Below are 14,630 nucleotides of genomic sequence, written 5' to 3'. Positions count from 1 at the left end.
CTTAGGAATTGGAACCGGACCCAAGCTGCACCGTGCAGCTGCCAAGAACCCGGCCTCCGTAAGCCAATTCAAGCTTGTCCCCATCAGCTACCGGCCCGACTCCTTCAGGCGTCCCGGTGAAGATCAGGTCCCCTTCGCCCAATCCATATCGCTCCGCGATAAAATCAACAATTTGCTGTAATGAAAAAATCATATTAGCGGTGTTCCCCCGCTGTACAATCTCATCGTTTTTCCGCAGCAGAAAATCTTCGCCAGCCACACCCTCTGTACCGGGAAATGCCATATAAGGCGTCAATGGCGCTGAATTCAGGAATGCTTTAGCCGCTGTCCAGGGATGTCCGATTTCCCTCAGCTCGTTCTGTACATCGCGCAGTGTGAAGTCAATGCCAAAAGCCATCACATCCACCAAATCATCCACCGAAATTCCCGGCTCATAATTCCGTCCAATGCGCAGGACAAGCTCGGCTTCATAATGAACCTCCCCGCGTCCTTCCGGCAAAACCACCTTACTGCCATCCATCGGTACGACCGCATGGGACGGCTTCATGAAAATCATCGGTTCCTTTGGAACGTCATTTCCCAGTTCCTCTACATGCAGCCGGTAATTGCGCCCCACACAATAAATATTTTTAATGAGCTGTTTCATCGTAATTGCGCCTCCTAATAATGCAATTATTGTGTTAGATCATTGCCGTCTGCCACACGTCCGGACGGTTGGTGCAAATAAGGATATCTTCATGCATGGCCGCAATGCGCTTCATCGTTCGCGCGTCATCGATCGTCCAGGCCATGACTGTTATGCCCAGCCTTGCAGCACGCGCAGCCAAATCGGCCGTTAAATAACGGTGGCTGATCGATAGAAAGGAGCAGCGCAGCAACTGCAGCCGTAGCAGTAAATCCTTCGGTTGGCCCTCGATAATGAGACCGGTGCGCACGCCGCGCGTAAGCTCTCTAATTCTGGCCAATATTTTCGGCTCAAAGGAAGTTAAAACGACATCGCGCTCCATCTGCCGCCGCTTGATCGCTGTAATCACTTTCTCTTCAAGACCCGGATACATATCTCCCCGGGCTTTAATTTCAATATTGGCGCGGAGGCGTCCGCATATGGCGCTTAGAAATTCATCCAAGGAGATTAAACGCTCTCCTTTGAATATTTTTGATTTCCAGCTGCCAGCATCGAGCTTTTTCAGTTCTTCCCACGTTTTCTCTTTCACTGGCCCACGCCCGCTCGTCGTCCGGTTCAAAGTATAATCATGAATCAAGACTGGTACGCCATCCTTGGTTAATTGCACATCTACTTCTACCCACTGCACATACGGATTCTGCATAGCCATCCTGATTGCGGCCATCGTATTCTCGGGAGCCTTGCTTGAGAACCCTCGGTGAGCCACGCATAAGTTGTTCATACTAGAGGCCTCCTTCGGTAGGCGGTCAGTTGTTGAAGAGCACTTCTCCGTTTTTGTTAATTTTAACATTTTGGGACAAGTTCTCCACTTTCTTGAACAACCGCTCGCCTTCCTCTCCCTTTAACGGAACCGGCTGACCGATCTCTGTACGGAAAGGCAGCAATTTAAGCCGGCAGTCCCCCTTCTTCGAGCATTTCGCTTCAAACACCGCCGTATCCCAAGTATCTGGCGCGTCAGACTTTTTTGTAAAAATAAAGTTCCCTGTGCTGTAGGCAATCCATTTCCCTTTATATTGCTCGATGCTTTGCAGCACATGAGGATGACCGCCGATAACTAAATCGGCACCCGCATCGATAAAAGAATGGGCGAGTGAGGTCTGATGCTTCTCCAGCACCGTCGTCCTTTCCTTCCCCCAGTGCGTCACGACGACGACCAAATCCGCTTCCTTGCGGGCGGCCTCCACCGTTTTCACAGCTGCCGTGGAATCATAGGCCACCGCAACGCCCGGCTTGTTCTTGCCTGCCGCCCAATCCGCCTGCGGGATAACCCGGCTGAACCCGCACAAAGCGATTTTTATCCCATTTCGCTCCACATAAAGAGGAGAATAGGCTTCAGATTTATTTTTTCCGGCACCAAAATATCGTATGTCGCTATCTTTCAGATGCTTGATCGTATCAAGCAGCCCTTCAACCCCTTGGTCCAGTGTGTGATTGTTAGCTAAATTAACCGCATCTACGCCAGCCTTATGCATCGGCGGAAGGGACTTGGGCGGCGCTTTGAACACGAATGACTTGTCTTCCGCTGGCGTTCCTCCGGCAGTTACAGGCGTTTCCAGGTTAAGTACGCTTAAATCGTCGTTAAGAAACAGATCGCGCACATGTTCATATGGATAATGATACCCTTCTTTTTCAAGCTTCGGGGCAATGCTTCCCGAGAATATCGTATCTCCGGCAAAATGCAAATGAACGACCGCTTCCTGATCCTCCTCCCCCGGCAGCAGCGGTTCTTCCTGTTCTCCAGTCGGGTCGTTCGTGGCCGTCGGGTCATTATGGGCCGCCGCCTCGTCTGCGCCGTCATGCCCGCTAACTTCGCCAGCTTCATCAGCTAGACCGGCGTCGTCACCCCTAACGCGGTCATTTAGCTCCGAATCCGAACTTTGCGTGCTTCCTTCGCCCGCTTTCGATGAATTCGTATTCCCGTCCCGCTCATCATTGCTGTGGCTGGCAGGTTCATCCACAAAAGACGGGTCACTGCTGCCCTTGCTGCCAGCGGGAACTCGTTCTTCGGCTAAATAATAAGCTCCCAAGGCAATGATCGCGATAATTAGCGCTAAATTAAGAGTAAGCCAGAAGCGATTTTGTCTCCGCTGTTTTTCCTGCTTTTTTTTTCGATATTTATTGGATCTTGGTGGATACATCATAAACTCCTTCAGAAATTGTATAATTTCCATTTCATTCTGCGAACACATTCAATCAGCGAACACACATGATTTTATTATATCAGCTAACCTGAAATAAATAGAACCCCTCGCCTATTTTTCAGCGAAAGGGTCCCTTTCTTTAATCAATTATTCATTTGTTTCTGCCGGCAGCTTATCCGCCATCTCCCCGGCCAATTGCTTGGCCTGGCGAATGCAGTCAGGCAGACCGACGCCGTCAAAAGCCGCACCGGTAACATATACGCCCGGCAGGGTCTGGTCAAGCCGAGCTTTGAAATCGGCAATATGCTGCAAATGATGGACAGGATATTGGGGCATCGATTTCGGCAAGCGCGTAATTTCCACAAATAACGGATCTGCGGTAATATTCATCAGCTCACGCAAATCCTTCCTGACAAGCTCAGTAAGCGCCTCGTCTGGAAGGTGCACGTTCTGCTCATCTCCAGAACGCCCGACGTAGCAGCGCAAGAGCATTTTATCCTCTGGACTCGTATGCAGCCACTTTACGCCCGTCCAAGTGCAGGCTGTAATATTGCGTCCCTCCTTGCGAGGAACGAGAAAGCCCGAGCCGTCAAACTGCCCGCTTACGTCTTTCCGGTCAAAGGCCAGCACAACGTTGGCAACCGTGACGTAATTTATCGCATCCAGCGCACTCACATCGACGAGGGGCCGCAGCAAATCAGCCGCAGCGAAAGCCGGTGTTGTGACGACAATGTCGTCGGCCGGGATGACTTCACCAGAAGCCAGAACAACTTCATAGCCCCTTTCTCCTATACGCTCGATGGAACGAACTTCCGTTTCCACCCGCTGTGTGACATCGTCAAGCTCGTGGACAAGGGCATGAATGAGACTTTGCAATCCTTGGCGGAAGGTGAGAAAAGTGCTCTTCTTCGTCCCGGTATGCGTCTCGACAGGCTTCTTGCCTGTCATCATCCCTTTTATCAGGCTGCCGTATTTCCGTTCCATTTCTCCGAACTGGGGAAATGTCGACTGCAGACTAAGACGGTAGGTATCTCCGGCATAAATGCCGGCCAGCAGCGGCTCTGTCATATTGCTAAGCACTTCAGCACCGAGGCGGCGTTCAATGAAATCGCCCAGGGATTCATCCTCCGTACTTTTGCGGGACGGGCGAATAAGGTCAGTCAGCGCCCGCAGCTTGCCGCCCCAGCTGACGAGGCCGGATTTCAGAAACGGTCCCAGTTCGGTAGGTACCCCTAATACAAGACCGGATGGCATGGGATGCAGCCTTCCCTTGTTGACGATATAAGTCTTTCTCGCCTCCGGGTTCGTGCTCACCAATTCATGATCCAGCTCCAGTTCCTTGGCCAGATCGATCATCGCCGTTTTGCGGGCAAGGAATGAATCCGGCCCTTTCTCGATCACAAAGCCGTCTTTGTGCAAGGTCTCAATCTTGCCGCCCAGCATCTTATCTTTCTCAACTAGCGTAATCTCCGGTTTCCATCCTCTCTCCTTATAGAAATTACGGATGTAAAAGGCCGCGCTAAGTCCGGTTAAACCACCGCCAACCACCACTACCTTGCGGGACGCATTGCTCATATGTCCGTTCATTCCTTTGCCATAAGGATGACGTCGCTGAGTGTCTCCATATATAAAGGGTCTGTATTTAAGGAATCGATCCGTTCAAGACGAATGTCCAGCTCTTTGGCTACCGTCTTGGCTTCAATGTCGAGATCATATAGCACTTCCAGGTGGTCGGATACGAATCCAATCGGAGCGACCAGCACATCCTCCACCTGCTCTTGGCTTAAGCTGCGAAGCGTATCCAGTATGTCCGGGCCAAGCCAGGGCTCAGCCGTACGGCCGGCACTTTGCCAGGTAAACTGCCAGGAGACTACCCCTGTTTTCTCGGCAATCGCCGCGGATGTCTCCAGCAACTGATCCTGGTAAGGGTCGCCCATAGCAAGAATTTTCTCAGGCAAGCTGTGAGCGCTAAACAATACTTTTACTTTGCTTCGTTCAGCCCCGGCTTCCTCGAATAAATCAAGCTTACTCGATACTTTATTGGCAAAAGCTTCGATCAGCTTCGGATGGAGATGGTAGCTGCTGACGAATTTCATCCGTACTCCGCATTCCTCAGCCTTTGCCTCAGCCCGCTTAATATAACTGCCGACGCTCATGACGGAATAATGCGGGGCAAGCACGATGCCGACCGCTTCCTTGATACCGTCCTCTGCCATTTGGGCCACCCCGTCTTCGATAAAGGGACGAGCATGCTTCAATCCTTGATAGCACACATATTTCTTATCCTTATCCTGATTCATCCGGTTCAGCGTCTCCTGAAGCGCTGCTACCTGATTGTCCGTATTGGCGCGAAGCGGGAATACCCCGCCAACGATCGCCTCATAGCGTTCCGTAAGCTCCTGCAGTTGTTCTTCCGTTGGCGGATGCCCCCGGCGGATATGAGTATAGTAAGCTTCTACCTGATCCATGCTCTCAGGCGTTCCATAGGACATGACTAATACACCGATTGTAGTTGTCACGATACTTCACCTCTGCTTTGTCGATTAATACTCTCTTTCAGAGAGCAGCAGCTCTCTTACGAGAGTTGCCGCTGTTGACTTGCGATGGCTTCCGCTGAGTATTCGTGAACGAACTCTGTCAGTTCGCGAAGCTTGTCCAGCGAAGCTTCCGGAAATAGTCCATGTCCCAAATTGAACACGAATCCCGGAGATTCGACCCCCTGGTCGATAATTTCCCGGGCATATTCTTTAATCACATCCATTGGCGCAGTTAATACTAATGGATCTAAATTTCCCTGGATCGCATACTTCCCGCCGGTCCGGAGGCGTCCTTCCCGGATCGGAACGCGCCAGTCCAGTCCGATCACGTCTGTCTGAAGCCCGGTAAGCGTTGGGAGCAGTTCACCTGAGCTTACGCCCGGGAAATAAATGTTCGGTACATTCAAATCCTGCAATTCGGCAAAAATGCGCTGGATCGTCGGCAGCACATAAATTTGAAAATCTTTAGCTGACAGCGCGCCCACCCAGCTGTCAAACAATTGGAACGCCTTGCCTCCGTTCTTCATATGGGCACGCAAATAAGTAATGACCATGTCGCCCAGCTTCTCCATCAGCTTGTGCCACAGCTGCGGTTCGCCATACATCAGGCTCTTGGTGTGGATGTAATTTTTCGACGGGCGGCCTTCGATCAAATAGCTGGCAAGCGTAAAAGGAGCTCCCGCAAACGTAATAAGCGGCACATCCAGTTCCTTGTCCAAAATTGAAATCGTCTTCAGTATGTGTGACAAATCCTTTTCGACATCAATTGGCTTCAGCCGGTCAATGTCTTGTTTCGTGCGAATCGGATTATGAATGACAGGCCCTACATCTTTGACAATATCAAAATCAATACCGATAGAAGCAACCGGATTCATAATATCAGAATATAAAATGGCGGCATCGACGCCCAGCTTTCTAACCGGCATAAGCGTTACTTCAGCGGCGAGCTCCGGCTGAAGGCAAATTTCAAGCAAGCTGTACTTCTCCTTGATTTTGCGATACTCCGGATCGTATCTCCCTGCCTGGCGCATATACCAAACAGGAGTGCGATCCACTTCCTGCCTCAGACAGGCACGAATAAACCGATCATTATAACTCATGATAGCAAGCCCCCATTTATTTAAAATTTCCCTAATGTACATTATGCCCTTTTTAAAAGTAAGTAACAACTATCACACCGGAACATCCGATGACAATAGTATGACATCCTTTGTCGGGATACTGCGTATTTAATATTATTAGGGTGTAACGAGTTAAAAGATTCCGCAATCAGAAATAAAGCTAAGGGGGTGTTAATGCCAGTGCTCATGAATATTATGCACTTTATTGGCGCTATTGTGATCGCACTGTTGATTCCTTTCGGTTTGTGGTGGTATGCCAAGGCTCCTGAAGAAGTGAAGAAGAAACCCCATGTGCAGCGTGCAGTCGGCAAGCTGGCTCTTGCTGTAGTTGTTCTCGTCATAACAGCGGTTTGGGTTTTGATTGAGCGGGCTTTGGGTCTGTAACTACTTTTGGTCTATAATTACATATTAGGATGACCATTTTACATACAGGCTGGTTACTTTCGATATATCGGGTTATCCTATTTTCAAAAGTCAGTAAGTTGCTACTGACTTTTTGTTATTGTCATTGTTAAATGGAGTGTTTTTTTTAAACGTTGGATTCAATGCAAATAATTTGAATAACTCATCTCATATTAAGACAACTTGTTGCACAGAAAGGAAGTGAAGGACATAAATACGTGGAAAGTAAATGTCCTTGTGCTTTGGTTCGGTCAATTTCTAGTCAATGCCGGCATGACGATGATTACGCCGTTTCTATCGCTATACTTGGCGAGAGATTTAAATGTTCACGGCGAACAGGCGATCGGCTTATGGGCTGGATCGATATTTGCCGCTAATTTTGCGACGGCTTTTATTTTTCAACCGATATGGGGCAAGCTTGCTGATAAATACGGCCGCAAAATCATGCTCCTTCGCTCCGGCTTCGGCATGGCCATCGTAATTACATTGATGGGCTTCGCGACTCAGCCTTGGCATCTGCTCGCGCTGCGCATGCTAAACGGCACGATCTCCGGGTTCAACCCAGCGGCTGTGGCGCTTGTCTCGGGCACAGCTCCGAAGGAACGCATGGGCTTCGCTATGGGGATCGTTCAATCCGGTATCGTAGCCGGCACGATTCTCGGCCCGCTGATCGGGGGCCTGCTGGCCGAATGGGTCGGCTTCCGGCCGATCTTCTATATTACCGGCATTCTGCTGTTTATCGCTTCCATGCTGGCCCTGCTGTTCGTGCGTGAAAGCTTCAATCGCGAGGAAGCCGCCCAAGCCCCGCAAATTTCCATCTTGCAAGGGTTCCTTGAGCTGAACAAAACACCGCAGCTTACAGCCCTATTCGCAGTGACCTTCCTGCTGCAATTCGCCATGCTCAGCCCGATGTCGCTTCTGCCGATTTATGTGGAGCATCTGCACGGCATCGCGGCCAACGTCCCTTTCTGGGCTGGAGTCGTCACCGCGGCAACCGGAATTTCCAACATGATTACATCCCCAGTACTCGGCAGGGTTAGTGACAAGTTAGGCGCTCACCGCATTTTGACCTACTGTTTGGTCGGAGCAGCGGCAACCCTTATTCCTCAGGCGTTTGTCCAAAATGTATGGCAGTTGATCATTATCCGTTTCCTGATGGGCATATTTATGGGCGGTCTATTGCCAAGTGTCAACGCGCTAATCCGGCACTATACCCCGGACGGCATGGAAAGCCGTGCCTTCGGCTTCAACAGCAGCACGCTTGCGCTGGGGAATATGCTTGGCGCCTTGATCGGCGGTTTTTTATCCGGGTATATCGGAATCGAGGGGATATTCATCATTTCAGGCGTGCTCCTGCTATTCAATACGGTATGGGTTCGAATGAAGCTGTATGCCAAGCCAATGCTGTCTTCCTCCCGTTGATTAACCGCTGCTTAAAAAGCTTGCAGTAAAATCTGCAAGGCCGTACGCCCCTTGCCTCTAACCGGACTGCGGCCCCTATTTCACTATAGCCAGCGCCAGGCCGTCATAGGCCGGAATAAAGGCGCTGAGCAGCCGCTCGTCCCGCGCTATCATCTCATTGAATTTACGCATGGCCAGTACAGCCGGACCATTTTTGTCCGGATTCAAGGTTCGCCCGCGAAGCAGCGTGTTGTCCCCGGCGATGATAGCTCCCGGATGCGCCAATTTGATCGCATATTCCAGGTATGCAGGGTAGTTCTCTTTATCCGCATCGATAAAAAAGAAATCGAACCGCTCTCCCTGCTCCTCCAGTTGCGCCAAGCTGTCCAGCGCCGGGCCGATCCGGTACTCAACGATCTCCCCGTAACCGGCCTCCGCTATGTTTCTTCGCGCCAGGTCAGCGTTATCTTCCTTCAACTCCAGGGACAGCAGCTTCCCATCCCCGTTCATTCCTCTGGCCATGCAAATTCCGCTGTAGCCACCGAGCGCGCCGATTTCCAGCACGGCTTTAGCCCCTGAGGTTTTTACCAATAACGTTAACAGCCTTCCATATCCGGGAGCTATCGATACATCCCTCATTCCGCAATCTTCAATGCTCTGTTTTACCTTGTTCAACTGTTCATCTTCAGCGTAGATTTCCTCCGCATATTGTTCAGGTGTCAGCATATGTCATTCACGCTCCTCTGATTGAAAAAACCTGTTTGTAACTTTTCTTACATTGTCCTATACTGGATTGTATGGTTTTTGAGCGATTGATACAAGATTAGGCTAACGAAGCTGCCTGATTTGTGATTTGCATCTCATCACGGAACAGACGCATTATTACGCGCATGACCTTATGAAAACTTAAAACGGAGTTGATATACGTATATGCCAGGTCCACTGCAACTTATCGCGACCTCCCCTATGGGCCTCGAAGCTGTCGTAGCCCGGGAATTAAAAGAGCTAGGATATTTAGATACGGTTGTCGAAAACGGACGAGTCACATTCACCGGAGACTTTATCGACATTTGCCGCTGCAACTTGTGGCTGCGCACATCTGACCGCGTGCTGGTCAAAATGGGGGAATTCTCCGCAGTAACATTTGATGAGCTGTTCGAAGGTACGAAAGCTCTGCCTTGGCAGGATTGGATTCCCGCCCACGGCGAATTTCCCGTAGAAGGGCGCTCCCACAAATCCCAACTAAGCAGCGTGCCTGCCTGTCAAGGCATCGTCAAAAAAGCGATTGTCGAAAAGCTGAAGGAAGCCTATCATACCGAGTGGTTCGAGGAGACCGGCCCGCGCTACGTCATCGAGATCAACCTGCTCAATGACAAAGCTCTATTAACGCTGGACACGACCGGCCCCGCCCTGCATAAGCGCGGCTATCGCAAGGTGGCAACGGAAGCCCCGCTTAAAGAGACGATGGCAGCAGCGATGATCCTGCTTAGCCGTTGGAACCAAAACCCGGCCCGGCCATTCTACGATCCGTGCTGTGGATCGGGTACGCTGCCGATTGAAGCTGCGCTAATCGGCTGGAATATCGCGCCGGGCCTGCGCCGCTCCTTCAATTCGGATGCGTGGCCCGTTATTCCGGAATCGCTATGGGAGCAAGCCCGGGAGGAAGCCTTCGATACGGTGAAGGATGATATTCCGCTAAATATCGCCGGCAGCGATATCGATCCGAAAGCGATCGAGGTTGCCACAGCTGCAGCGAAAAGTGCAGGACTCGGCAAGGAAATTGTCTTCCAGGCCATGCCGGCCGTCAAAATCGAGCCGCAGGGCGACTATGGCTGCCTCATTACAAATCCGCCGTACGGTGAACGCATCGGTGAGGAGAAGGAAGTCCGCAAGCTGATTTCCCAGCTTGGCCGCGTCGCGGCGGGGCTGCCAACCTGGTCCTTCTTTGCGCTGACGCCAACCAAACAGTTCGAGCATGACTTCCACCGCAAGGCAGATAAGCGCCGAAAGCTGTTTAACGGACGCATTGAGTGCCAGTATTTGCAGTTTCTCGGCCCCCTTCCTCCGCGGCACTAAAGCTGCTTGTTTTGCTTGGTGTCTCTTGACGTCTCTTGGCGTCTTTTGGCGTCTCTTAGCGTCCCTTGACGTCCCTTGGTTTCACTTGGCTGCACTTGGTTTTACTTGAAAGGAGCTAAGCAATGCCGCTGCACTTCAGCAACAGAGATGGACGAAAAAAACTGGCGCCGCCTCAAATGCGCCGGCTATTCCAGCTGCGCTATTTCGAATATGCGCTGTTTATCCTCGCTCTGTTCCTCAAGCTTCGCTATTTGCATAACAACCTGAAAGTGAGCAACATCGATATGAACCGGCTCGATAATGTCATTGCCGTCGGATCGATTATGCTCGCATCGTTCTGGATATTTTGGCTGTACGGCCGGGCACGCACGATCGCCCTGCTCCTCCTGAACGTCCTGTTGTCAGGACTGATCTTTGCCGACCTGATCTACTACCGGTATTTCCAGGATTTTATTACGATTCCTGTGCTGCTTCAAGCAGGACAGGTCGGCGAGCTGGGCGAGAGCATCATGTCTCTTATCGCCCGCTCCGATCTTTGGCTAGCTGCCGATATCATCACCTGGCTTGTGGTGCTTATCGGGCTTGCGGCAATGCAGCATTTCGCATCGCGCAGACGCAAGGTGCGCACGGCCCCCAGTCCGCAGGATGCAGGCCCGGGGCATGCTTGGATGGCTTTCGACGAGTTGGAAGCCCCTCATGCGCAGCCGAACAGTACGGACGGTCCGGTATTCCCCAAAGCAGGCAAACGCCCGCTTCGCCGCCTCCTGACAGGATTTCTCGCCTTCATCATCGGCTATGTTATGACGATGGGCCCGATCAATCATTACAAGAACACTTGGGCAGGCAATCTTTTCGTTGGCAACTGGTGGAATTTATCTTTGTACAACATTACCGGCCTGCTAGGCTTTCACTATTATGACGGGTATCGCTATGCAAAGGAGCGCTTAAGCAGCAAGCCTGCGCTCACTCGGGAGGAGTCTGCGGAAATCGAAGGGTGGTTTCTGGATGCCGCCGAGAGGCGCAATCAGCCTAACGCTACTTTTGGCGCATATAAAGAGAGCAATATCATTGTGGTTCAAGTTGAAGCTTTCATGAATTTTATGATCGGCAAGAAAATCGGAAATGAGGAGATTACGCCTCATTTTAACCGGCTGATGGAGGAGAGCCTGTACTTCCCTAACTTTTATCATCAGACGGGTCAGGGCCGTACCTCGGACGCTGACTTCTCTTCGAACAGCTCGCTGCATCCTTTGCCGACAGGCTCGGTATTCGTTCGTTATCCTCACCACGAATATGATGTTCTCCCACAAATTCTCGGGCAACACGGCTATAAGACAGCCGCTTTCCATGCTTACGAAGGAAGCTTCTGGAACCGGAACATCATGTATGAAGCGATGGGCTATGACCGGTTCTACAGCAAGAAGCACTATGTTATGGATGAGGCGCTTGGTTGGTCACTTGGGGACAAGTCCTTTTTCCGCCAGTCACTTGAATTCATGACCGGGGACCATGACCAACACCGCAACAAGCCCTTCTATTCCTTTCTTATCACCTTGACGAGCCATCATCCGTACCAGTTGCCTGCCTCAGTTTCCAAACTGGATGCGGGTAAATTCAAAGGCTCGATTTTCGGCAACTATTTGGAATCAGTGCATTATGTGGATGCGGCGCTCGGACAGCTTGTGGAAGGCATGAAGCAAAAGGGGCTTTGGGACAACACGATCTTATACGTCTACGGCGATCATGATAACTCGCTTAGAGACAAACAGGATTATGAACGATTTCTGAAAAAGACTTTATCCGACCTCGATATGCACCAGATCATGAATCAAGTCCCCCTTCTGATCCATTTGCCCAATGGGACAGAGGCCGGAGTATATGATCAGCCTGCTGGGCAGCTGGACATGGCCCCTTCGCTTTTGCATTTGCTGGGTATTTCCACGGAGTCTTACCGGATGATGGGACACAATCTGTTCGGAGACGGCGAACGCTTTGTCGTACTGCGTTCCGGCGCCTTCACAGACGGGCAGGTATACTATATTCCTTCTGCCGACCTGGAGTTCAGCAACGGGCAGTGCTACAGTCTCGATACAAGGGAACTGGTGAATACCGAGATATGCCGCCCGGGATACAACGAAGAAAAGCTGCGCTTGTCTATCTCCGATCGGGTTATTACAAATAACCTCATACCGCAATTTCGCTAGTTGACACTGTCCATGAAAAATAAAGGAGCTGCTCATATCTCTATCATATGAGCAGCTCCTTTAAATTCTCATTTCGGCTTCTTCACAAAAGGAGCCGCCTTCTCCAGTACTTCGTCTTCGGTCGGAGCGCTGACATAGCGCCCGTTAATATAGACGAACGCCCGCTTGCCGCAAGGACCGCAATACGACTTACAGCCAATCTTGATGTCCGCATCCGGTGCCATTTTCTGAAGCTTCTGAATGAACGTCTTCATCCGTATATGATTGCATTTCTCGCATATGCGAATGTCATTAGCCATGCTGAAATCCCTTCTTTTTCAAATGCTAGTGGTCGCCGTGATTTCCTTTGGATGGATTCGTAATGACGAAGCCTTCCTCCGGGAAATATAAATAATCGATCTTTACGCCTTCCAACAGCGGTTCGCTCAGATCAACAATGACGTCGATGTCCTTGTCTGTAGCCACAATGTGATCCTGGCCGGCAGGCTTGACCAAATCTAGGCCATAGTGGGCATGATCACCATGAGCATGGGTGATGAACACTTTAAGCTTAAGTCCTTGGTTCTCTTCTTTATCCAGTTCTTTCTTTATCACCTTCGCCGCATTGCGGGTAATTTTGACGCTCATACGATCACTCCTGTCTTCTTATGACTTTCCAATATTCCTATTGTAAAGAATGTATCCCCGTCACGCAAGCACTGTTCCTTGAAGCATACTGATCATGCAGGCGGATGTCTCCGTTCGGCCCGCGTGACGAACCAGTTCATCAACATCATCGTCACGGCCATATCATCCACCGGGATGAACGGCAAAACGTCGGGCAGCACCCAATACGCCAGGGCAGGCACAACGAGCAGCAGTTTGTCGAGAACAGGAACCTGTGATGAGCCAAGCAATCGGGGGACACGGCGAAATATATGGGACCAGTGCCGCAGCGACCATAATCTTCTCCATTTCATCCCTTTCCCTCCTCTTTACATATAAGTTGAAATTAAAAATGCCATGCAGGCAAAGGAGAAAAATGATTCCGGAGAAATTGAAAGCTTTCTGGGAGAAAGCTGCTTTGAAAGCATAAGCTTGTGGTCTCCTTTGCAAGCGGATTTCTACCTCTTGAAACCTATAACATCCAAGAAGTCTGGAAGCAACAGCAATCGTAGGATCACTTTACGTACTTGCCCCATATCCATTTCCATTGTTCAACTTATATAGTTCTACAATACCCTATTTTGCCATATATAAAAAACTTCTGTCGAAGTATTTTCTAGGAAACAGACAGCCATTAGCGGCAGTTTTTTCTCCGATTATAAATTGTTCCGCTCCGCTGAAAACTTATAACTCCACTTTCGCTGAGAAAAAATAATAACTTGAACTAGGTGTATCATTGGCTTGAAGGTGGGGAGATCAACGGCTTGACGAAAGTTTGCCGGGCAATGAAGCCGGTGCTGCATAGCAGCATCGCCTGGCCGCTGGTGCTGCTATGCAGCAATCGCCTGACCTAAGTAATTTATCACGAAATTTGGCAATAAGCCTTCGGCGTGGATTCAGCGTTAACACCAATTACCGGTCTTCGGATCGCCCCCGCGATACGGTTCAATGAAGCCATACTTAAGAGCAGCAGACCTGTCAGACCAGTGAGCACTTAATCGGGAGAGCGCAGACCAGAGGACTTCGGTTCTGTCCGCTTGGATCAGGCTGCTACGTGTGTGTTTGTGTATGATAATTCATACATATTCCCTGATCAGGATGCTACGAGTGTGGTGTGTATGATATTTCATACACATCTCCCGAATCAGGGCGCTACGAGTGTGTTGTGTATGATAATTCATACACATCTCCCGAATCAGGACGCTGCGCGTGTGTTGTGTATGATAATTCATACACATCTCCCGAATCAGGACGCTGCGCGTGTGTTTATATACGATAATTCATACACAATTCCCGAATCAGGACGCTACGAGTGTGTTGTGTATGATAATTCATACACATCCCCCGAATCAGGACGCTACGAGTGCGTTTATGTACGATAATTCATACACATCTCCCGAATCAGGACGCTACGAGTG

Annotated in this window: 14 protein-coding genes; 4 read left to right on the top strand and 10 right to left on the bottom strand. The window is 50.3% G+C overall.

Annotation, left to right across the window (positions count from 1 at the left end):
* Nucleotide 1: 1 nt before the first annotated feature.
* The 6 genes from G358_RS0118785 to hemE form a co-directional block, all read right to left on the bottom strand.
* Nucleotides 2-646 (bottom strand): fumarylacetoacetate hydrolase family protein, encoded by a 645-nt coding sequence (locus G358_RS0118785; protein ID WP_019638796.1) that lies wholly within the window; start codon nucleotides 644-646, stop codon nucleotides 2-4.
* A gap of 34 nt (nucleotides 647-680) precedes the next feature.
* The gene (locus tag G358_RS0118780; RefSeq protein WP_019638795.1) at nucleotides 681-1,406 is read right to left on the bottom strand and encodes a glycerophosphodiester phosphodiesterase; all 726 of its coding nucleotides are present in this window, start codon (nucleotides 1,404-1,406) and stop codon (nucleotides 681-683) included.
* 25 nt (nucleotides 1,407-1,431) lie between these two features.
* Nucleotides 1,432-2,823, bottom strand: coding sequence for a CapA family protein (locus tag G358_RS0118775; RefSeq protein ID WP_019638794.1), 1,392 nt, complete (start codon nucleotides 2,821-2,823; stop codon nucleotides 1,432-1,434).
* Nucleotides 2,824-2,973: 150 nt separating this feature from the next.
* Complete coding sequence (hemG, locus tag G358_RS0118770) at nucleotides 2,974-4,401, bottom strand: protoporphyrinogen oxidase (RefSeq protein WP_033404234.1); 1,428 nt, start codon at nucleotides 4,399-4,401, stop codon at nucleotides 2,974-2,976.
* Nucleotides 4,402-4,409: 8 nt separating this feature from the next.
* Nucleotides 4,410-5,345: a ferrochelatase gene (gene hemH / locus G358_RS0118765; protein ID WP_019638792.1), complete on the bottom strand. Its 936-nt coding sequence runs from the start codon at nucleotides 5,343-5,345 to the stop codon at nucleotides 4,410-4,412.
* 56 nt (nucleotides 5,346-5,401) lie between these two features.
* Nucleotides 5,402-6,463: a uroporphyrinogen decarboxylase gene (hemE, locus tag G358_RS0118760; protein WP_019638791.1), complete on the bottom strand. Its 1,062-nt coding sequence runs from the start codon at nucleotides 6,461-6,463 to the stop codon at nucleotides 5,402-5,404.
* A gap of 195 nt (nucleotides 6,464-6,658) precedes the next feature.
* On the opposite strand from hemE, the gene G358_RS0118755 reads away from it, so the two are divergent.
* Nucleotides 6,659-6,868, top strand: coding sequence for a hypothetical protein (locus G358_RS0118755; protein WP_019638790.1), 210 nt, complete (start codon nucleotides 6,659-6,661; stop codon nucleotides 6,866-6,868).
* A gap of 219 nt (nucleotides 6,869-7,087) precedes the next feature.
* A complete protein-coding gene (locus tag G358_RS0118750; RefSeq protein WP_026342355.1) occupies nucleotides 7,088-8,308 on the top strand; it encodes an MFS transporter in 1,221 nt (406 codons plus the stop codon).
* A 75-nt stretch (nucleotides 8,309-8,383) separates the two neighbouring features.
* Here the strand turns inward: G358_RS0118750 and G358_RS0118745 are convergent, their stop codons facing one another.
* Complete coding sequence (locus G358_RS0118745; RefSeq protein WP_019638788.1) at nucleotides 8,384-9,013, bottom strand: class I SAM-dependent methyltransferase; 630 nt, start codon at nucleotides 9,011-9,013, stop codon at nucleotides 8,384-8,386.
* A gap of 204 nt (nucleotides 9,014-9,217) precedes the next feature.
* Between G358_RS0118745 and G358_RS0118740 the strand changes: the two genes are divergently transcribed.
* Both G358_RS0118740 and G358_RS0118735 read left to right on the top strand, forming a co-directional pair.
* On the top strand, nucleotides 9,218-10,363 hold the full coding sequence (locus tag G358_RS0118740; protein ID WP_019638787.1) for a THUMP domain-containing class I SAM-dependent RNA methyltransferase: 1,146 nt from the start codon (nucleotides 9,218-9,220) through the stop codon (nucleotides 10,361-10,363).
* A 122-nt stretch (nucleotides 10,364-10,485) separates the two neighbouring features.
* Nucleotides 10,486-12,567: an LTA synthase family protein gene (locus G358_RS0118735; protein ID WP_019638786.1), complete on the top strand. Its 2,082-nt coding sequence runs from the start codon at nucleotides 10,486-10,488 to the stop codon at nucleotides 12,565-12,567.
* A 68-nt stretch (nucleotides 12,568-12,635) separates the two neighbouring features.
* Here G358_RS0118735 and G358_RS0118730 read toward each other — a convergent pair whose 3' ends face one another.
* From G358_RS0118730 to G358_RS0118720, 3 genes are all read right to left on the bottom strand, one after another.
* Entirely contained in the window at nucleotides 12,636-12,866 is a 231-nt protein-coding gene (locus G358_RS0118730) for a YuzB family protein (RefSeq protein ID WP_019638785.1), read from the bottom strand.
* A gap of 25 nt (nucleotides 12,867-12,891) precedes the next feature.
* Nucleotides 12,892-13,194 (bottom strand): HesB/IscA family protein, encoded by a 303-nt coding sequence (locus G358_RS0118725; protein ID WP_019638784.1) that lies wholly within the window; start codon nucleotides 13,192-13,194, stop codon nucleotides 12,892-12,894.
* A 92-nt stretch (nucleotides 13,195-13,286) separates the two neighbouring features.
* On the bottom strand, nucleotides 13,287-13,526 hold the full coding sequence (locus G358_RS0118720) for a YkvA family protein (RefSeq protein ID WP_019638783.1): 240 nt from the start codon (nucleotides 13,524-13,526) through the stop codon (nucleotides 13,287-13,289).
* Nucleotides 13,527-14,630: the final 1,104 nt, after the last annotated feature.

The sequence above is a fragment of the Paenibacillus fonticola DSM 21315 genome, from assembly GCF_000381905.1.
GTDB lineage: Bacteria > Bacillota > Bacilli > Paenibacillales > Paenibacillaceae > Fontibacillus > Fontibacillus fonticola.
Note: the sequence above shows the minus strand (reverse complement) of the source record. Positions and strands in the feature narration are given on the sequence as shown.